We start from the raw sequence: 18,947 nt of genomic DNA, 5'->3' as shown, positions 1-18,947 counted from the left end.
CACCTATTGGGGTGCAGAGCAAAGGAGGGGCGGGCGGGGAGGGGGTTGGCAGGGCCGGGCAGTGGTCGGCCGCCGGGTCGGCAGTCAGCGGCGTCGGTGCGGAGCCCCGCCGCGGTCAGGGTTGGGGTTCGGGTCAGGCGGCGTCGGAGACGCGGGCGACGCGACCGGCGCGGCGCAGGCCGTACAGGGTCAGCAGGGCGGCGGCGACCAGTGGGGCGCCGTCGCGGACCAGGCCGTCCACGCCCAGCAGCCACCAGCACAGCGGCAGGTCCACGGCGAGTACGGCCACCGTGACGAAGACCAGCAGGCCACGCGCCCAGTCCTTGCCGCGCATCAGGAACGCGGTGCAGAACAGCACGGCGTAGCTTGCCGTGATGCCCGCGAAGAACCAGAACAGCACGGCCGGCACCGCGGTCAGTCGACCATCCAGGATGGAACCCCCGGCCACCAGGGCCGGCACCAGCATCAGCGGACTGTAGGTGAAGGCAGCCACCCGGCTGGTCAACAACCAGGCGCTGGCCTGCGGTCGACGTGGAGGAGTCTCCCGCCAGGAGATGCCGTCCCGGTCGATGACGAGGCGCGGTCGGTGCCGGACCAGGTGCCCGGCCAACGCCGACGAGCGGTAGAGCAGCCAGACCACTGTGACACAGAGCGCCGTGAGGATCGCGAAGCCGAGCAGGCCGGGTAGCGGCGGCACCCCCTGCCGGGGCACGACGAGCCGACCGACCGCGAAGATCGTGGTGACCGCGAGGATCAGCCCGAACGGGCGGGCCACCATCCGACCCCGTCGGACGTGCCCGATCAGCAGTAGGAAGCCGAACGAGCGCAGCAGGGCCCAGCCGGTCCGGACGGCCAGCCCGAAACCCTGCTCCGGGGCGTACCACCAATTGAGCAGCTCGACCACGACGGTGGCCGCCGCCGTCGTGGCCAGCAGGATGATGAGCACCCGGACGACGGACGGCCGCCGGACCTGGGTCTCGGCGGCCGTCCTCATGAACTCCGATGTTGCCCGCGAAGGGTCTCGTTCACACCTACCGCTGTGGCTGCTCGGCGTCGAGGCGCGCGCGCAGCGCGTCCAACTCGGCCCAGAGCACGCCGGGCAACTTGTCACCGAACTTCTCGAACCACTCGGTGATCATCGGAAGCTCGTTGCGCCACTCGTCCGGGTCGACCTTCAGCGCGATCCGCACGTCCTCCGGTGTCATGTCCAGGCCCTCGACGTCCAGGGCGTCCGGCGCGGGGACCATGCCGACCGGGGTCTCGACCGCCTCGGCCGTGCCCTCGATCCGCTCGACGACCCACTTGAGCACCCGGGAGTTCTCGCCGAAGCCCGGCCAGAGGAACGAACCGTCCGGGTCCTTGCGGAACCAGTTGACGTAGTAGATCTTCGGCAGCTTCGCCTCGTCGCCGTCGACGCCCTTGCCCATCTCGATCCAGTGCCGGAAGTAGTCCCCGGCGTTGTAGCCGATGAACGGCAGCATCGCCATCGGGTCGCGCCGGACCACACCGACGGCGCCGGACGCGGCGGCGGTGGTCTCCGAGGAGAGCGTGGCACCCATGTAGACGCCGTGCACCCAGTCGCGGGCCTCGGTCACCAGCGGGATGGTGTCCTTGCGGCGGCCACCGAAGAGGATGGCGTCGATCGGCACGCCGTTGGGGTCGAAGTACTCGTCGGCGAGGATCGGGCACTGCGTGATCGGGGTGCAGAACCGGCTGTTCGCGTGCGAGGAGAGGCTGTCGCTCTCCGGCGTCCAGTCGTTGCCCTTCCAGTCGATCAGGTGTGCCGGCGGCTCACCCATGCCCTCCCACCAGACGTCCCCGTCGTCGGTGAGGCCGACGTTGGTGAAGACGGAGTTGCCCCGGTCCAGGGTGCGCATGGCGTTGGCGTTGGTCTTCCAGTCGGTGCCGGGCGCGACGCCGAACAGGCCGTACTCGGGGTTGACCGCGTAGAGGCGGCCGTCCGGGCCGAACCGCATCCAGGCGATGTCGTCGCCGATGGTCTCGACCTTCCAACCGGGGATGGTCGGCTCCACCATGGCCAGGTTGGTCTTGCCGCAGGCCGACGGGAACGCGCCGGCGATGTGGTGGACCTTGCCCTCCGGCGAGGTGATCTTGAGGATCAGCATGTGCTCGGCGAGCCAGCCCTCGTCCCGGCCCATCACGCTGGCGATCCGCAACGAGTAGCACTTCTTGCCCAGCAGCGAGTTGCCGCCGTAACCCGAGCCGTACGACCAGATCTCCCGGGTCTCCGGGAAGTGCGAGATGTACTTGGTGTCGTTGCAGGGCCAGGCGACATCCTGCTGACCGGGGGCGAGCGGCGCGCCGATCGAGTGCAGCGCGTGCACGAAGTCCGCCTTGTCGCCCATGGCCTCAAGGACCCGGGTGCCCATCCGCGTCATGATCCGCATCGACGCGACCACGTACGGGCTGTCGGTGATCTCGACACCGAACATCGGGGATTCGGCCTCGACCGGGCCCATGACGAACGGGATGACGTACATGGTGCGACCGCGCATGGAGCCCCGGTACAAATCCGTCATCGTCCGCTTCATCTCGGCCGGCGCCATCCAGTTGTTGGTGGGCCCGGCATCCGCCTCGTCGACGGAACAGATGTAGGTGCGCTCCTCGACCCGGGCGACGTCCGTCGGGTCGGTGCGCGCGTAGAACGAGTTGGGCTTCTTCTCCGGGTTGAGCCGGATCAGGGTTCCGGCCTCGACCAGCTCATCGGTGAGGCGGCGCCACTCCTCGTCGGACCCGTCCACCCAGACGACACGGTCGGGGGTGGTCAGTTCCGCCACCTCACGGACCCAGGCGAGCAGTTTCGGATGGGAAGTCGGGGCCTGATCAATTCCCCGCACAACAGCCGGAGCAACCATGTCACATCTCCTTGTGGTCGACGCTGACCGATCTATGGGATGCACGAGACTCGGCGGCGCGAAGCGTCCGCCTTCGTGGAAACCTGGGATTGGCCTCAGCGTAAACCGGGCAGCCTTCCGAGTCAGTGGGACAGGTTGTGAAGAACTGCACAAGCTACGGCCTCGCTGCGGCATCACGAGCTGATACCCGCTTTCCCGCGCAGTTTCACGCAAATCTTGTTCTGCACCCCGGCGGAAGCTTGTTGCGGTCGGGCCGTGGACCTGCCCCGCCGACCGGTGCGGGGATTCCCGTTCCGGTGCGGCTCAGTCCTCCCAATTGGCTACGCTCTGTGCAGCGGCTACGCACGCGACGCTGGGCCCCTCCGGGACACCGCGCCCGCTCGCCGTTGCTACCCCTCTGACTGGCCAGCAGCCGGTAGGCTCCCTCCGTGGCCGCCACGATGACCGGGGAACAACCGGGTTCCCGGCAGACCCGACGGGGTCTCGTCGGCATGCTGCTCGACCGCTTCGGTCATCTCCTGCGCGAGATGAGCAAGTTCGCCACCGTGGGTGGTTTCGCCTTCCTCATCGACTTCGCGCTCTTCAACTACCTGACGAGCAAGCACGGCGTCGAGGAGCTGACGGCGAAGACGATCTCCACGGTGATCGCGGCCACCGTCGCCTTCGTGGGCAACCGGTTCTGGACCTGGCGGCACCGCCAGCGCAACAACGCGGCCCGCGAGTACGCGCTCTTCTTCTTCTTCAACGCCGTCGGCCTCGGCATCACGGTCGCCTGCCTGGCGCTCAGCCGTTACGGGCTCGGAGCCATCTGGCCGGCCGTGTTCCAGACCCGCCTGGCCGACAACCTCGCCAGCTACATCGTCGGCACCGGGCTCGCCACGCTGTTCCGATTCTGGTCGTACCGGCGGTTCGTCTTCGTCGAAGCGGGAACCCCGACCCTTCCGCAGGTGAATCCCGACCGTGATCACGGGGCGTGACCTGCCGCCCATCTCGTTCGGCCGGTGATCGCCGGCCACCCCGACTGCCCTAAGGTGTTTCGCATGCGTCTTGTCCGCCTGCTGCCTGAGCGCTGGCAGAAGTTCATCCACGAGGCGCTCAAGTTCGGCATCGTTGGCGGCATCAACACCGTCATCAATTACGCGGTGTTCAATGCCCTCGCACTGACCGTTTTCGTCAATGGTCAGTTGAAGGCGACCGTGATCGCGACCATCGTCGCCACCATCACGTCGTACCTCATGAATCGGCACTGGACGTACCGCGACCGTCCGAAATCGGCGCTTCGCCGGGAGTATCTCCTTTTCTTCCTGTTCAACGGCGCTGGCCTGCTCATCGAGCTGGGCGCCGTGGCGGCGGCCAAGTACGGCCTCGGCGTACACGGCCTGCTGGCGCTGAATGTGGCCAAGACCGTCGGCGTCATGCTGGCCACGCTGTTCCGGTTCTGGTCCTACCGGACCTTCGTCTTCCAACCGGTCGCACCGGCCACTGATGAGGCTGCGAAGCCCGAGTCCACCTGGCACAGCATCCCCCGCGACGAGTGGGACACCATGGCGGAGATGGACCCGGTCGCCGAGTTGGCGGAATCCGTGTCCGAGCTGGAGGAGTCGGAGCCCGCGCAGCGCGCCGACTACCCGCCCGGCACACCCACGCAGGGCCGGCCCCCGCAGCTGAGCGTCAGCCCCGCCGCCGACCTGGACGCGGAACTCGCCGCGGAGCTGCACGTCGGCACCCGCCGCGCGCCCCGCCGGTGACGACACCCGACGCCCGTTCCGGCACGGGACGGCCAGCCGAGTTGTTCTTCGAGGATCTCGTCCCGGGGCTCACCGTCGACCTCGGCGTGGTCACCGTGGACGCCAACGAGATGGTCGCCTTCGCCCGGCGCTTCGACCCGCAGTGGTACCACGTCGACCCCGACCTGGCCGCGGAGAGCCGGCACGGCGGTCTGATCGCCAGCGGCTTCTACACGGTCAGCCTGTTCATGCGCGCCTACGTCGACCACCTGCTGTCCCGGGCCGCCGCGGACGCGTCCCCCGGCCTGGAGGAGCTGCGCTGGCTCGCCCCCGTGCGGGCCGGCGACCGGCTCGCGGTCCGGGTCGACGTGATGGGCGCCCGACCGTCGACCGCCCGCCCCGGGCTCGGCACCGTCAGTCTCACCGGCACCATGCTGCGCCTCGGCCCGGACGACCGACCCGAGCAGGAGGTGCTGCGGACCCGCTTCCGTGGCTGGTTCGCCGTCCGGCCGGTCGAGGTCGACCCCGCCGACGCCGGAGCCGTCGAAGCCGCGCCGACCGACGCTGACCGGCCCGAAACTGACCAGTCCGAGACTGACCGGCCCGAAACTGACCGGCCCGACGCTGACCAGCCCAGCGCTGACCGGCCCGCCAGCGACCCGATCGCAGCGGACCCGGCCGCCGCCGGGTCGCCCGACGGCGACCCGACGGAGATCAGCGGCTCAACCGAGCCTCAGCGACACGACTGACCCGCCCCCGACACTGCGGCAGGAGGCGGGTCTCAACCGGCCGGTTCAGGTCGTGGTGTCGCGCAGCGACTTGCCGTCCTGCATGTCGGCGAGCATGTCGCGCATCTCGCCATCGCCCAGCGAGTGCTTGTCGTGCTGTGCCTCGACCAACTCGTACAGGGTGGTCTGCACCTTTCCGACATCCGGCACGTCGGAGAGCACCGACTGGCCGCGCTCACCCGCCGACTCGATGGTGAGCGTCCCGCAGCCGAGCAGACGCTCGATGAAACGCTGGTTCATCGAGTGGTCGTTGACCCGGGCGAGCGGAAGGTCCCGCCGGTCCCGGGAGAAGACACCCTGCTGGAGCAGGACTCGCTCGTTCGTGAACAGGTAGTGAGTGGTGCGCCAGACCAGGAACGGCCACAGACCGAGCCAGAGCACCGCGACCAGGGCGATCGCCCCGATCACGGCCAGCGCGATCGAACCGCCGCCACTCTCGGGCAGCAGGAGCACGCCGACCACCACCGCGGCGATGGCCAGCACCAGCACCGCGATCGGCCGGATCAACGCCTTCCAGTGCGGGTGCAGGTGCAGCACGACGTGCTCGTCCTCGGTGAGCACGTCTTCAGGAAACGCCACGGGAACCTCCAACGCGATTTTCTAGACGCGCAGACGGTAAACCCCCCAAGCCCCACCACAACATCCGCCACGCGGCCCCAACCGTTCCCCGTGATCTTGCCCGTGGTCAGCGGAGGTGCAGGACGTCGCCGGCAGCCAGGGTTCGGGCACCGGTGGGGGTGGTGACCACCAGTTGGCCGTCGGGGTCCACCCCGGTGGCGGTGCCGGTCAGGGAGTCGCCGTTGGGGAGCAGGACGCGTACCTCGCGGCCGACCGTCGCGCAGGCCGCCAGGTAGGCGTCACGCAGGCCGCTGGCCACCGCGTCGCCGCCCGCCGAACGCCAACGGTCGTACCAGTCGGCGACCGCCCGCAGCAGCGCCCGCAGCAACGGATCCCGGTCGGTGGCCGTCGCGCCGGCCAACTGGAGCGAGGTGGCCGGCAGCCCGGTCGGATTCACCGGCAGCTCGTCGGCGCGCAGCGTCACGTTGAGTCCGATGCCCAGCACGATGGCCGGCGGTTGCTCCGGCGAACGTCCGGGCACCGCCTCGGCCAGCACGCCCGCGCACTTCGCGTCGTCGATCAGCAGGTCGTTCGGCCACTTCAAGGTGGCCTCCAGCTCGGCCAGCCGGGCCACCGCCTCGACCAGCGCCACGCCGGCCAGCAACGGCAGCCACCCGTACCCCGTGGGTGCCGCCGGCAGCCAACCGCGGTCCGGCACGGCCTCGCCGGGCCGCAGCAGCACGCTCGTCGCGATGCCGGCCCGGGCCGGCGACTGCCAGACCCGACCACGCCGGCCACGCCCCGCGGTCTGCCGCTCGGCCACCACGACCAGACCCTCGGGCTCGTCGGCCCGGGCGGCCTCGGTCACGTCGGCGTTGGTGGAGCCGGTCTCGGCGCGCAACTCCAGCCGGGCCCACGGCCCGTTCGGCGCGACCAACGCGCGGCGCAGCCGGGCCGCCGACAGCGGCGGCCGGTCCAGATCGGTGTACGGAGAGCCGGGCATTCCGCCAGCCTACGGCGGTGCGCTGGTCGACACTGAGGCGTACTGCACACGGGCACCCACCTGAACCATCGTTATATTCCCTGGGTGACTACCGAGACCGGGACCAACATGCACAGCACCGCGGGCAAGCTGGCGGACCTGGAGCGCCGGGTCGACGAGGCGGTGCACGCCGGGTCGGCCCGCGCCGTGGAGAAGCAGCACGCGCGTGGCAAGAAGACCGCCCGCGAGCGGATCGCGATGCTGCTCGACGAGGGCTCCTTCGTCGAACTCGACGAACTGGCCCGGCACCGGTCCACGGCCTTCGGGCTGGAGAAGAACCGCCCCTACGGCGACGGTGTGGTCACCGGCTACGGCACCGTCGACGGCCGGCAGGTGTGTGTCTTCGCGCAGGACTTCACGGTCTTCGGTGGCTCACTCGGCGAGGTCTTCGGCCAGAAGATCGTCAAGGTGATGGACCTGGCCATGAAGATCGGCTGCCCGGTGGTCGGCATCAACGACTCCGGCGGCGCGCGCATCCAGGAGGGCGTCGTCTCGCTCGGCCTCTACGGTGAGATCTTCTTCCGCAACGTCCGGGCCTCCGGCGTCATCCCACAGATCTCGCTGGTGATGGGACCCTGCGCCGGCGGCGCTGTCTACTCCCCGGCGGTCACCGACTTCACCGTCATGGTCGACCAGACCTCGCACATGTTCATCACCGGCCCAGACGTGATCAAAACGGTGACCGGCGAGGACGTCGGCATGGAGGAGCTGGGCGGCGCGCGTACGCACAACTCCCGCAGCGGCAACGCGCACTACCTCGCCAGCGACGAGGAGGACGCGGTCGACTACGTGAAGGCGCTGCTGTCGTACCTGCCGTCGAACAATCTCGACGAGCCGGTCGTGGTCGAGGCCCCCGCCCCGCTTGAGGTCAGCGACGAGGACCGCGAGCTGGACACCCTGATCCCGGACTCGGCCAACCAGCCGTACGACATGCACACCGTCCTCGAACACATCCTCGACGACGGGGAGTTCCTGGAGGTCCAGCCGCTCTACGCGCAGAACATCGTGGTCGGCTACGGCCGGGTCGAGGGGCGACCGGTCGGTGTCGTCGCCAACCAGCCGATGCACTTCGCCGGCACCCTGGACATCGCCGCCTCGGAGAAGGCCGCCCGGTTCGTACGCACCTGCGACGCGTTCAACATTCCGGTGCTGACCTTCGTGGACGTGCCCGGCTTCCTGCCCGGCACCGGTCAGGAGTGGGACGGCATCATCCGCCGGGGCGCCAAACTCATCTACGCGTACGCCGAGGCCACCGTCCCCAAGGTCACCGTGATCACCCGCAAGGCGTACGGCGGGGCGTACGACGTGATGGGCTCCAAGCACCTCGGCGCGGACCTCAACTTCGCCTGGCCGACCGCGCAGATCGCGGTGATGGGGGCACAGGGCGCGGTGAACATCCTCTACCGCTCCGAGCTGGCCGGCGCCGAGGACCCGGCGGCGGTCCGGGCCGAGAAGATCGCCGAGTACGAGGACACCCTGGCGAACCCGTACGTGGCGGCCGAGCGTGGGTACATCGACTCGGTGATCGCGCCGCACGAGACGCGTACCCAGATCGTCCGGGCGCTGCGCGTCCTGCGTACCAAGCGGGAGACCCTGCCGCCCAAGAAGCACGGCAACATCCCGCTCTGATCCTCGGCTCACGCCCGCTTGATCCCCTGCCCAGCGAGGGTCAGCAGGTCGGGTTGGCGGCGGCGCACATCCGGCGGGCGGCGACAGCCGCCAGGCGGAGCAACGCCGGCTCGGTACCGGTCTGCCCCAGACTGAGCACCGTGATCAGGTCACCCACCCGGACCACGGCGGTGCTGGTCGCCCTGGGCGACGCGGCGATCGGTCGGCCCGTTCTCTGGTCGACGGGCTGCGAACCGGTGTGCCGCAGCAGCGCTGCCCCGTCGCCGGCGAAATCGCGCCGGGTCACCGTCCAGCGGTGCAGCGCCGACCCGGTGCCCGTCGCGTCCCCGACCTTGTACTCGCCGACGCTGTTCCACTCGGCGCACGGGGCGACCAGGTCGTCCATCGTGGCGAGCAGCTGGGTGGCCGCCTCTGGCACCAGCCGGTAAAGGTCCTGCGTGACCAGACCATCCGACTCGGTGAGGATCGCCGGAGCGCGCTTCGGCACCAGGGTCTGCGAACGGGACAGGATCGACATCTGCCAGCCAGCCGAGCGCCCCTGGCTCGTGCGGCAAGCGGCGAGCAGGTGATCCAGCAGGACCGGCTCACCCAGCCCTGATTGGCTGAGCTGCACGTCGACCTGTTGCGACAGGTCGGCTGGCTGCAACAGGGCGTCGGTGGTGATCTCGTGCCGGATCGGTGCGGCTGAGGGCACGGCGGCCGGCAGGCCCGGCGGCGGAGACGTCCTCGGCGCGGCGACCGCCACGGCGGATACCCCGGCGAGGGCCAGCACGACGGTCGCCACCACGATCTTGCGCTGGCTGCGGCGACGGGCCCGGGAGCGGATCTCCCCCGGGCCGAGCCAGCGCACGTCCTGCAGGTCGCGCTGAATCTGTTCGACGAGCGTCGGGTCGTCACCCATCGGTAGCCTCCTCCAGGTCAGAGACGGCGAGCAGGCCGGCGAGCGCGGTGCGCCCCCGGGAGAGTCGGGCCTTGACGGTGCCCACCGGGGCCGCGGTCTCCCGGGCGACCTCGGCGACCGGCATACCCATCAGGTAGTAGAGGGCGATGGCGACGCGTTGCTCCTCGGGCAGGCGGCGCAGGGCGGCGACCACCGCGACGGTGTCGGGGCCCGGCCCGGGAACGGTCTCGGTGGCCCCGTGTCGCAGGTAGGCGCGGGCCCGGCTACGCAGGCTGCGCCACCGGCTGACGGCGATCCGGCTGGCCACCACCCGCACCCACGCCTCCGGGTCGTCGTACGCGCTGACCGTCGACCAGCGCTGCCACGCCCGGACGTACGCCTCCTGTACGGCGTCCTGCGCCTCGCCCCGATCGCCGGTGAGGGCGTAGACGAACCCGAGGAGTCGTTGTCGACTCCCCCGGTAGAACTCGTCGAACCCGTCGACGTCCGGCACCCCGCTACCTCCCCGTGTCGGTCGTTGGGAACACGCACCGGGCGGGGCGGTCGGTTGCCCGGGTCAGGCGATCATCTTCTCCAACTCGGCGAGCGGGAACGCGCCGGCCGCGATCCGCTCCCGGACCGCCCGGCGTACGGCCCGTTGCACGGCGACGTTGGCCGGCGTTGGTACGCCGTGCAGCCGGCCGAGCAGCGCGACCTCCCCGTTGAGGTGGTCGACCTCGGTCGAGCCGGTGCCCCGGGCCAGGCTCTGCCAGGTGGAGCCACCGGAGCGGGTCTCACCGTCGACCGGGCGCTGCCCGACCAGGTCGCCCCGTTCGGCCTTCTCCTCCTGCGGCGAGGTGTGGGCGATGCCGGCGGCGGCCAGCGCGGCGACGCCCTCGGCGCGTACCCGCTCGGCCAGCGCATCCGGGATGTCCCGGCCGAGCAGCGCCTGTAGGCCGTTGCCGAGGTTGCTGAGCAGCTTGCCGTACTTCCAGCGCAGCACGTCGGTGCGGACCGGGGCGACGAAGCCGGCGGCGGCCAGGTCAGCGGCGATCACTCGGTCGGTGTCGTCGGCACCTCCGGGGTACCGGCCGATGTGGAGCATCCCGGGGTGCGGGTGCCCGTTGGCGACCACCACGCCCGGGTCCAGGTGGGTGGCCGGCAGCCAGACGCAGACCGGGTGCACGTCGGCGAAGAGTCGCAGCGCGGCCCGCTCGTTGGCCACCCCGTTCTGCGCGGTCACCAGCGGCAGACGTTCGCCCGCTGTGCCGCCGCCAACCACCGGCGCGTCCACCCAGGTGGCCAACGCGCCAGGAGTGTCCTGCGACTTCACGGTGAGGATCAGCACGGTGTCCGCTGGCAGCGGCTGGTCACCGGGCCGGTCCACCGCCGCGAGCCGGGCGGTGAGAGCACCGTCGGGCTGCCGCAGGGTCAGACCCCGCGCGCGGATCGCGTCCAGGTGGGCGCCGCGGGCCACCACTGTCACGTCCCGGTCGGCCTGGGCCAGCCGTACGCCGATGGTCCCGCCGACCGCACCCGCCCCGATGATCACGTATCGCATGGCCTCATTCTGCCCGCCCGTGCCTCTCCAGCCCGTGCGCCGTCCGCCCGTGCGCCCGTGCGGTTTTCGCCCGTCGGTCAGCCGGTCAGGCCGGCGTCGGTGAGGAACGGGCCGGCGAGCAGGAGCGCGCCGGCGATCAGCGCGGCCAGGTTGACCAGGGCGAAGACGCTCACCCAGAAGAACGCCGGGAACGGGGTCAGGCCAGCGAGTTGGTCGGCGTCGGAGGCGGGCATCCGGCCACGCGAGCGCAGCCGTTGCAACTCCACCACCGGCCGCACCCCGCCGAGCAGCAGAAACCACACCCCGGCGTACGCGAACGCGGCCTGGACCTGCGGCGTCGCGTACCACGAGACGGCGAACACCAGCGCGCCGGTGACCAGCAACGACACCACGCCGAAGGCATTACGGATCATGACGAGCATGGCCAGCAGCAGCGCCACCGCCACCCAGAGCAGCAGGGTGATCCGGTTGCCGCCGAGCAGCCAGGCGCCGGCCAGCCCGACCAGCGGCGGTGCGACGTACCCGGCGAGCAGGGTGAGGATCATGCCCGGTCCGGTGGGGCGGCCGGCGGAGAGCGTCAGCCCGGACGTGTCCGAGTGCAGCCGGATGCCGCGCAGCTTGCGGCCGGTGAGCAGGGCGACCAGGGCATGCCCACCCTCGTGCGCGATGGTGATGGCGTTACGGGCGATCCGCCACGGCAGCCGGGTGGAGACCACCACCAGCGCGACGGCCCCGGTGATCAGCACCAGCAGCGCGGGCGGGTCCGGCTGCGCGCCGAACAGCGTGTCCCACAGGTCGCTCAGCCCGTCGATCGACATCATGGGGCGCGAGCCTACCGGCGGCGTTCCGTGTCACTCCCGAGGCACCGGCTCCGTATCCTGTGAGACTGGTCGAGGACCAGGTGGCCAAACCCGGCGAGACGCTGAGTTTCGTCGAGCCGTTCCGCTGGCAGCTCGATCCGACCACGCTCCGCTGAACCCGTCGCGCCCCGGCCACCGGGCCTTCATGACCCTTCAATGAAGCTTTTTTCAGTCACTCTTGCGATCTAGGGCACTTACCTCCAAAGATGGATGTCGATAGAGCGACGTCCTTGGAGGCACTCATGGCCCGTACTCAATCCTCGCTGCGCCGCGCGCTCGCGGCCGGCCTCACCGTCCTCGCCACCGCGGCGGCGGCCCTGGTCGCGACCGCCGGACCGGCGGCCGCAGCCACCACACCCGGCATCGACGTGTCCCGCTACCAGGGCACCATCAACTGGACCAGCGTCCGCAACGCGGGCATCCAGTTCGCCTTCATCAAGGCGACCGAGGGCACCAGCTACAAGGACCCGAACTTCAACGCCAACTACGTCAACGCGTACAACGCCGGGGTGATCCGCGGGGCGTACCACTTCGCCCGCCCGAACATCTCCGCCGGCTCCACCCAGGCCAACTACCTGGCCTCCAACGGCGGCGCCTGGTCCGCGGACAGCCGCACCCTGCCGGCCGCGCTGGACATCGAGGGCAACCCGTACAGCGGCGGCTACTGCTACGGGCTCAGCACGACCGGGATGCGCAACTGGGTGCAGGACTTCCTGAACACCTACCGCTCCCGCACCGGCCGGTACGCGGTCATCTACACCACCACGAGCTGGTGGAACCAGTGCACCGGCAGCTGGACCGGCCCGTGGGCGAACCACCCGCTCTGGCTGGCCCGCTGGTCGAGCACTCCGGGCGCCCTGCCGGCCGGCGCGTCGGTGTGGAGCTTCTGGCAGTACACCAGCACCGGCGCGGTCTCCGGAATCAGCGGCAACGTGGACCGCAACTACTGGAACGGCGACCGTAGCCGCCTGATCGCATTGGCCAACAACACCTGACCGGGCCGTTGGCGGCAGCGGGATCGACGGTCACCACACGGTCGACAATCGGTCCGGCTGCCGCCACACAACACCGGGTACGGGTCAGGCCCGCCGCCGGCTCAGGGCCGGCGCCACAGCATCCTCGCGAGCCAGCACTCCCCGGCGGGTCAACCGCCAGGCAACCACCCCGAGGCCGGCAACGATCACGACGCCGAGCAGTGCGACGAGTACCGAAACCCCCGCGCTGACCAGCAGCAGAATCGCGTCGCCGAGCGCCACGAGCATCCACAGTGCCAGCCGGGGCCGAGTGTCCCTCCGTCGGTAACCCATGTCGTGCCTCCTTCCGTCGTCGAAGGTCAATTACCCCGGACGACGGAAGGTCATGCGAATGAGTTTCAGTCCTGACGGTCGGGCACGAAACCCTTGGCGATCCGGTCGAAGTTCGGCAGGTTGGCCTGCCAGTCCTTCTGGGCGATCTCCCAGCGCAGGGCGTAACCGCGGTTGCTGGCCGTCACGAACCCGCGGTTACGGACGTGGATCCGCTGCCCGTCCCGGGTCTCCAGCCACTCCCAGTCCGCACAGGTCTTCCAGAAGTCGCAGCGCACGATGTCTAGGTACTGATAGTTCTTGACTTCGTTCTTGCGGCCGCCCTCGATCCTCTTCCAGTCGGCGTAGGCGTCGTCCTTCGGGTTCGGAGTCCACTGCACGAGCAGCTCACCCGGCCCGTTGGACTGGTCGAAGACGACAGTGTCGCTGCCGCCCGAGCGTCGCACCCAGCCATCGGGCAAAGGCAGGGCGAAGCCGGCCGGATCCTTGTGCAGTTTCCAGCCCGCCGGCAGCGCGTTCGGGTCCACCGAGGGGGTGGCCGAGGCCGTCGGGCTCGACGCACCGGGGTTGGGCGGCGGTGGCGCGGCAGCGGAGGTCGGCGCGGGCGCCGAGGTCGCGGCAGCACCGGTCGGGTCGGCCTGCGGGGTCTTGTCGCCGTCGCCGCTGGTCAGCATCGGCACGACCACCGCCAGGCCGATCAGCAGCAGCACGACCAGCGCACCGATCAGCAGGTTACGTCGGGTGTTGTTGGGCTTCGCGCCATCCGAGAGCGGCACCGCCGCCCGGCCGGCCGGACCCACCGGCGGCATGAGCGACGTCGGCGTGGTCGGCTTGCGCTGCTCCGGGGCCACCGGCGGACCATCGACGACCGTCGGCTCGTCGTCGACGTTCGTCGTACCATCGTCGCTCGTGTCGGGCGCGGCCGTGACCTTCGCGGTCGGCTCGGCCTCGGTCGGGCGGTCGATCGTGGCGGTCGGCTCGGCCGGGGCCGCGGGCGACTCGGCTGGCACCAGTGCGGTCGGGTCGGCTGCCGCACCGGAGGAAACGACGGCCGTCGGCGTGGCATCGGCGGCCGGCGTCGCAGCGGCAGCAGCGGAGGTGGTCGCGGCGGCGGCCGGCGGCGGCGACACCGGCCGGTCGACACTCTCGGCGGGTCGCGGCGCCGGCACGTGCGGCGGACGCGGCTCGCGCGGACCGTTCGGCCCCGGCCGGCGTACGCCATCAAGCAGTGAGATGCCACGCGACCGCTTGCCCCCGGCGCGGCGCAGCAACCGCTCCGCCACCTCGGCGGTGATCCGCTCGTTCGGGTCCTTGCGCAACAGCCCGTTCAGGACGGCCTTCAGCGGGCCGGCGTTCTTCGGCGGCGGAATCGGCTCGGTGGCCAACGCGGCCAGGGTGCCGATCGCCGACGGGCGGGCGTACGGCGACTTGCCCTCGACCGCCGCGTAGAGCGTCGCGCCCAACGACCACAGGTCGGCCTCAGGCCCGGCCGTGCCGTCCCGGGCCCGCTCCGGCGAGATGTACGCGGGCGAACCGAGCACCATGCCGGTGCGGGTCACGTTCGGGTCGCCGGGGATCGTGGCCAGCCCGAAATCGGTCAGCACCACCCGGCCGTCGTCGCCGAGCAACACGTTGCCGGGCTTCACGTCGCGGTGCATGACACCCGCCTTGTGCGCGGCGCTGAGCGCACCCAGCACACCCAGGCCGATCTCCACAGTGCGGGCCACCGACACCGGGCCGTCCTCGGCGAGGGTGTCCTGCAACGACCTCGACGCCACGTACTCCATGACGATCCACGGATCACCGTCGGTGCGCAGCACGTCGAAGATGCGGACGACGTTCGCGTGGTTGAGCCGGGCGATGGCCCGCGCCTCCCGCAGCGAGCGCTCGCGCATCTCGCGGCGCTCCTCATCGGTGAGACCCGGCGGCGGCACCAACTCCTTGATGGCGACGTCCCGGTGCAGCACCTCGTCGCGCGCCTTCCACACCCGGCCCATGCCACCCTGGCCGAGCGGCGACAGAAGCCGGTATCGGTCAGCGACGAGTTGGGGAAGCGCGTTCGACATCGGTGAGACGGTACCCGGACCCGCTGACGCTCACACCGCCGGCACGCCACTGTGCGTTCCCCGGAACTTCCGGCCGCGTACCCTGGCGGCATGTCTGCCGAAGAGCCGCTGTTCCGGGTCGTCCGCGGCGTGCCCACCGCCGAGGAGCTGGCCGCTCTGGTGGGGGCGATCATCATCCGGTCCCGCCCGGCCACGGCACCCGCGCCGGCGGCCGCGTCCGCCTGGGCGCGCAGCGGCCGACCGGGCAGTTCCCGTGGGTGGCGCGCCGCCGGCCTGCCCCGCTGACCCCGAGACCTGCCGTACGGGGGCTGCCAGGGTGGCGTTGAGCCGTTAACCTCACTCAGGGAAACGGTGCCGCTACGGGTAGGGAGGATCCATGATCCCCGAAGAGGACCGGCCAGCACCCTGGCTACGCGGCTACGGCGGCATTGAAGCCGACATCAGTCAGCTCAGAGAGTTCGCCGACCGACTCGCCGCCGAGGTCGAGAGCAACTACGCGCCGCACCTGTCGTACATCGCCGAAGACATGTCCGCGAAGCTGCCCAACCCCTGCGACGCCTTCATCGAGCTGGTCACCTTCCTGCACGCGCACCACGAGACGCAGCAGGCCACCGCCGACATGGTGTACGCCGTCCGAGGTGCCACCGGCCACCTCGCCGCCGCCGCCGACCAGGTCGCCACCCACTACGCCGACAGCGACGCCTTCACGGCCGCCCGAGTGGTGGACGTGCAACGAGCCCTCGCCAACCCGGCCAGCGTCCTCCCCGGCAGCCCAACACCGACACTGACCGACCCGACCAGCCCCGACGCCCAAGGGCCGGTGGTGCTGCCGTGATCGAACGGGGCACCGGCCGCACCTCCGGCCTCACCGACTGGCAACTCATGGACGTCAACAGCATGTGGGCCTGCCTGCACGACCACGACACCGCCAACCACTGGAAGCAGGTCGCCGGCTGGCGCAAGGTCTGCGACCTGGCGCAAACCCACCTCGGCCGCCTCCAGCAGTACCGACGCGGCCTCGCCGAGGCATGGCCCCCCGAAACCAGCGCCGCCTCCCGCACGTACCTCGCCGAACTCGACGAACTCATCGACAAGGTCCAGCGCACCCACGACGCCGCCGCCGCGAACTACACGGCACTCTCCGCCGTCACCCAGGCCATCGGCACCACCCGGGCCGCACTCCGCAAGATCCACGAGGAGTACGCGACCAAGTACCAACAGAAGCAGGCGTACGAGTCGATGATCGCCGACCCGAAAGCGGTGATGGGCAACCGGGCCACCGAGCCGCCAGTTGCTGATGGGGAACTGGAACGGCTGAACGTGCAGGCCAGATCCATGATGTTCAGCTTGAGCGGCGAGCTCCAACAAGCCCAAGCAACCCTCCAAAAACCTCCTATGGCGCCTACTCAGGCCGGCAAGGACATATCGAACCCGGATGTGTACGGCAACGCTACAGCGCCCGTCATTCCGCCGATCCTGCCAGCACCTATGCCACCAAAGGCAACCCCGGTCACGTTCACCCCTCAGCACACCGCAGCCGCACAAGTCCCTGCAGCCACTGGGAATGGTCCCATTCTTAATGGGACTGGGGCAGGGGCTCCGTTAAACCCACCCAGTATCGCGCACCCTAGCCCTGCGTCCAATGCACCGAATCCCCCTTCCTTCCCCTCGGGGATACCGCCAATTTCTCCGCCGACTTCCACCACTCCGCCAATTAACCACCAACCAGTGGGACCGGTCGGGAGACCTGGGCCAAATGGCTCGAACGGCCCATTTCGGGGACCCGGGCCGGATCTGACGCGACCGATGCCTCCGGGAGGGCTCATCGGTAGTGTTCCCGGATCACTACCCCGTCATCCCGACAGCAACAGCGTTCCACCACGCCGAGTGAACCCTGTAGGGGGCGTGATTGGTGGCGGTGGGGCCGGAACTGCCCCTACCGGCGCAGCCGGATCCCGCCCTTCCGCCGGTAGAGGCTTTTCTGGTGCGCACGGAATGCCTCCAATCGGCGGAGCGCCGGGGGCTTGGAATTCCGGGATGAGCGGAACGGGTCGCCCTACGCGGAGCGACGACAATAGGACCGAGCCTAATCGCTGGGACCCGGATAATCCGTGGGAAACGTCGCGGGGAGTTAGCCCAGTGGTCCGCCCTCCCGAAGACGAGGGGCCAATAGACCCAGGACCGGCAATCGGCATAGGCCGGTGACGAGGTCGACCATACACGCTTTCTTGGCGATCCTGATATTCGTCGGGATTATCGCCCTACCCTCCGGGCCTATCGCGGCGAGGCCGCCCATAGTGCCGTCTATCGATGATCCGACCCGTATCCGTACCGACCAGTGGCATTTAACAACTCTCAACTCCGGAGAGGCCAACAAAATCAGCCAGGGCGAGGGTGTAACTGTGGCTGTTCCGGACACGGGCGTCTACCCGCACACAGACCTAAGGGACAATCTCCTTCGCGGCGTTGACCTTACTGGCGAGGGAGAGAGCAGCGATGGCCACAGCGATCGAAATAGCCACGGCACCGGAATGGCCGGTCTTATCGCCGCCCACGGCCAAGAGGGAGGCCGAGGAGCTCGCGGCATAGCACCGAAAGCTAAGATATTACCAATTATTTCCTCGACGGCCGACAACCAGAGCAGCCCAGACAACATCGGCAAGGCAATCGATTATGCAATTTCCCATGGCGCTGCCGTCATCAGCATTTCCAGTGCTGGAGGTTCCAGCCCAGCCTTACGTCGTGCGATCAGCGAAGCCCTTCTCGCGAATGTCGTAGTCGTCGCCGCCGCAGGTAATCGACCAGCGGACACTGCGGTTGGTTACCCTGCGTCCGAAGAGGGCGTCGTAGCCGTGGGGGGAGTTGACAAAACGGGCATACACGCTGCCGTCTCGGTGACTGGGCCGGAGATCGACGTGGTTGCCCCTGCGGTTGACATCTACAGCACGAGCATCGACGGAAAGTACCGCAAGGGCACCGGAACGTCTGACGCCACGGCGATTGTGGCGGGTGCGGCTGCGTTGATCAGGTCGAAGTACCCCTACCTGCCGGCGCGAGAGGTCGCGCACAGGCTTACTGCTACCGCCGTCGACAAGGGCCCTCCTGGGCGTGACGACGAGTACGGGTATGGCGTGATTGATCTTGTGGCGGCACTGACGGCAGACGTACCGCCGCTGGGGTTTGGATCGGTGAGCGCTCCGGCCGATGCCGGCCCGACCACGACGGCTGTCGCTCAGCCGGGAGACGATGGCGATGGCGCGACCGCCCGCGGCCTGGCAACCCTCGGGGTGATCGTGGCTGCCGGGGTCGGATGGGTCGTGATAGCGCGTCGCCGCCGGCATGGTGATGATCCGCCGCCCAGAATCAGTCGCTGATCGGTCAACGAAGCGCTGATCGACTCGGGTTTCATGATGTCGGGGTGTCCGGGACGGCGGGATACCCCGACATCGGCGGCGTTGAGCCGGTCTTCGCACTGGACGAGGCGGTTTGGGGGTGATCCACTCGCCTTTCAGAAAACCGCCGTGTCCGGGGCGTGGGGATACCGCGTTTTCCTGAAAGGCGAGTGGATCAAGGGCGCCCGGCGGCCGAGCCACCGTAACCACCGAGCCCACGAGCCCACCGAGCCCACCGAGCCCCCGAGACCACCGAAACCACCG

At 69.7% G+C, this 18,947-nt stretch carries 19 protein-coding genes; 8 read left to right on the top strand and 11 right to left on the bottom strand.

The features are described from left to right. Positions 1 to 133: 133 nt before the first annotated feature. Positions 134 to 994 carry a hypothetical protein gene (locus tag DLJ59_RS30365; protein ID WP_124776978.1) on the bottom strand — a complete coding sequence of 287 codons (861 nt, stop codon included), beginning with the start codon at positions 992 to 994 and terminating at the stop codon, positions 134 to 136. 37 nt (positions 995 to 1,031) lie between these two features. Continuing rightward, complete coding sequence (locus tag DLJ59_RS30360; RefSeq protein ID WP_124776976.1) at positions 1,032 to 2,876, bottom strand: phosphoenolpyruvate carboxykinase (GTP); 1,845 nt, start codon at positions 2,874 to 2,876, stop codon at positions 1,032 to 1,034. A gap of 440 nt (positions 2,877 to 3,316) precedes the next feature. Here DLJ59_RS30360 and DLJ59_RS38360 point away from each other — a divergent pair, with 440 nt between their 5' ends. The 3 genes from DLJ59_RS38360 (at position 3,317) to DLJ59_RS30345 (ending at position 5,352) form a co-directional block, all read left to right on the top strand. Beyond that, on the top strand, positions 3,317 to 3,853 hold the full coding sequence (locus DLJ59_RS38360; protein WP_124776984.1) for a GtrA family protein: 537 nt from the start codon (positions 3,317 to 3,319) through the stop codon (positions 3,851 to 3,853). 63 nt (positions 3,854 to 3,916) lie between these two features. After that, entirely contained in the window at positions 3,917 to 4,624 is a 708-nt protein-coding gene (locus DLJ59_RS30350; RefSeq protein WP_124776974.1) for a GtrA family protein, read from the top strand. Then, the gene (locus DLJ59_RS30345; RefSeq protein ID WP_124776972.1) at positions 4,621 to 5,352 is read left to right on the top strand and encodes a MaoC/PaaZ C-terminal domain-containing protein; all 732 of its coding nucleotides are present in this window, start codon (positions 4,621 to 4,623) and stop codon (positions 5,350 to 5,352) included. The genes DLJ59_RS30350 and DLJ59_RS30345 overlap by 4 nt, the downstream gene beginning before the upstream one ends. A 45-nt stretch (positions 5,353 to 5,397) precedes the next feature. Here DLJ59_RS30345 and DLJ59_RS30340 read toward each other — a convergent pair whose 3' ends face one another. Both DLJ59_RS30340 and DLJ59_RS30335 read right to left on the bottom strand, forming a co-directional pair. Then, on the bottom strand, positions 5,398 to 5,970 hold the full coding sequence (locus tag DLJ59_RS30340; RefSeq protein ID WP_124776970.1) for a PH domain-containing protein: 573 nt from the start codon (positions 5,968 to 5,970) through the stop codon (positions 5,398 to 5,400). Positions 5,971 to 6,076: 106 nt separating this feature from the next. Next, positions 6,077 to 6,952, bottom strand: coding sequence for a biotin--[acetyl-CoA-carboxylase] ligase (locus DLJ59_RS30335; RefSeq protein WP_124776968.1), 876 nt, complete (start codon positions 6,950 to 6,952; stop codon positions 6,077 to 6,079). An 84-nt stretch (positions 6,953 to 7,036) separates the two neighbouring features. On the opposite strand from DLJ59_RS30335, the gene DLJ59_RS30330 reads away from it, so the two are divergent. Then, on the top strand, positions 7,037 to 8,620 hold the full coding sequence (locus DLJ59_RS30330; protein WP_124776966.1) for an acyl-CoA carboxylase subunit beta: 1,584 nt from the start codon (positions 7,037 to 7,039) through the stop codon (positions 8,618 to 8,620). Positions 8,621 to 8,660: 40 nt separating this feature from the next. Here DLJ59_RS30330 and DLJ59_RS30325 read toward each other — a convergent pair whose 3' ends face one another. The 4 genes from DLJ59_RS30325 to DLJ59_RS30310 all read right to left on the bottom strand — a co-directional run bounded on the left by DLJ59_RS30325 (position 8,661) and on the right by DLJ59_RS30310 (position 11,882). After that, entirely contained in the window at positions 8,661 to 9,521 is an 861-nt protein-coding gene (locus DLJ59_RS30325; protein ID WP_124776964.1) for a hypothetical protein, read from the bottom strand. Continuing rightward, complete coding sequence (locus DLJ59_RS30320) at positions 9,514 to 10,014, bottom strand: SigE family RNA polymerase sigma factor (protein WP_124776962.1); 501 nt, start codon at positions 10,012 to 10,014, stop codon at positions 9,514 to 9,516. The genes DLJ59_RS30325 and DLJ59_RS30320 overlap by 8 nt, the downstream gene beginning before the upstream one ends. Positions 10,015 to 10,077: 63 nt before the next feature. After that, entirely contained in the window at positions 10,078 to 11,061 is a 984-nt protein-coding gene (locus DLJ59_RS30315; protein ID WP_124776960.1) for a ketopantoate reductase family protein, read from the bottom strand. Between the two features lie 77 nt (positions 11,062 to 11,138). Beyond that, positions 11,139 to 11,882, bottom strand: a complete 744-nt coding sequence (locus tag DLJ59_RS30310; RefSeq protein WP_124776958.1) for a M50 family metallopeptidase — start codon at positions 11,880 to 11,882, stop codon at positions 11,139 to 11,141. A 281-nt stretch (positions 11,883 to 12,163) separates the two neighbouring features. Here DLJ59_RS30310 and DLJ59_RS30300 point away from each other — a divergent pair, with 281 nt between their 5' ends. Further along, positions 12,164 to 12,916: a GH25 family lysozyme gene (locus tag DLJ59_RS30300; protein WP_124776956.1), complete on the top strand. Its 753-nt coding sequence runs from the start codon at positions 12,164 to 12,166 to the stop codon at positions 12,914 to 12,916. 84 nt (positions 12,917 to 13,000) lie between these two features. Here the strand turns inward: DLJ59_RS30300 and DLJ59_RS30295 are convergent, their stop codons facing one another. Further along, positions 13,001 to 13,228 (bottom strand): hypothetical protein, encoded by a 228-nt coding sequence (locus tag DLJ59_RS30295; RefSeq protein ID WP_124776954.1) that lies wholly within the window; start codon positions 13,226 to 13,228, stop codon positions 13,001 to 13,003. 65 nt (positions 13,229 to 13,293) lie between these two features. Then, complete coding sequence (locus DLJ59_RS30290; RefSeq protein WP_124776952.1) at positions 13,294 to 15,291, bottom strand: serine/threonine-protein kinase; 1,998 nt, start codon at positions 15,289 to 15,291, stop codon at positions 13,294 to 13,296. 90 nt (positions 15,292 to 15,381) lie between these two features. Between DLJ59_RS30290 and DLJ59_RS30285 the strand changes: the two genes are divergently transcribed. Both DLJ59_RS30285 and DLJ59_RS30280 read left to right on the top strand, forming a co-directional pair. Further along, the gene (locus tag DLJ59_RS30285; RefSeq protein ID WP_124776950.1) at positions 15,382 to 15,576 is read left to right on the top strand and encodes an acyl-CoA carboxylase epsilon subunit; all 195 of its coding nucleotides are present in this window, start codon (positions 15,382 to 15,384) and stop codon (positions 15,574 to 15,576) included. Between the two features lie 91 nt (positions 15,577 to 15,667). Further along, positions 15,668 to 16,126, top strand: a complete 459-nt coding sequence (locus DLJ59_RS30280) for a hypothetical protein (RefSeq protein ID WP_124776948.1) — start codon at positions 15,668 to 15,670, stop codon at positions 16,124 to 16,126. Between the two features lie 292 nt (positions 16,127 to 16,418). Here the strand turns inward: DLJ59_RS30280 and DLJ59_RS38150 are convergent, their stop codons facing one another. Further along, entirely contained in the window at positions 16,419 to 16,628 is a 210-nt protein-coding gene (locus DLJ59_RS38150; protein ID WP_158630927.1) for a hypothetical protein, read from the bottom strand. A gap of 891 nt (positions 16,629 to 17,519) precedes the next feature. Between DLJ59_RS38150 and DLJ59_RS30270 the strand changes: the two genes are divergently transcribed. Then, positions 17,520 to 18,665: a S8 family serine peptidase gene (locus DLJ59_RS30270; protein WP_244236307.1), complete on the top strand. Its 1,146-nt coding sequence runs from the start codon at positions 17,520 to 17,522 to the stop codon at positions 18,663 to 18,665. Positions 18,666 to 18,947 lie beyond the last annotated feature (282 nt).

The organism is Micromonospora inaquosa (genome assembly GCF_003857055.1).
GTDB lineage: Bacteria > Actinomycetota > Actinomycetes > Mycobacteriales > Micromonosporaceae > Micromonospora > Micromonospora inaquosa.
This window is presented reverse-complemented; position numbering and strand designations above follow the sequence as displayed.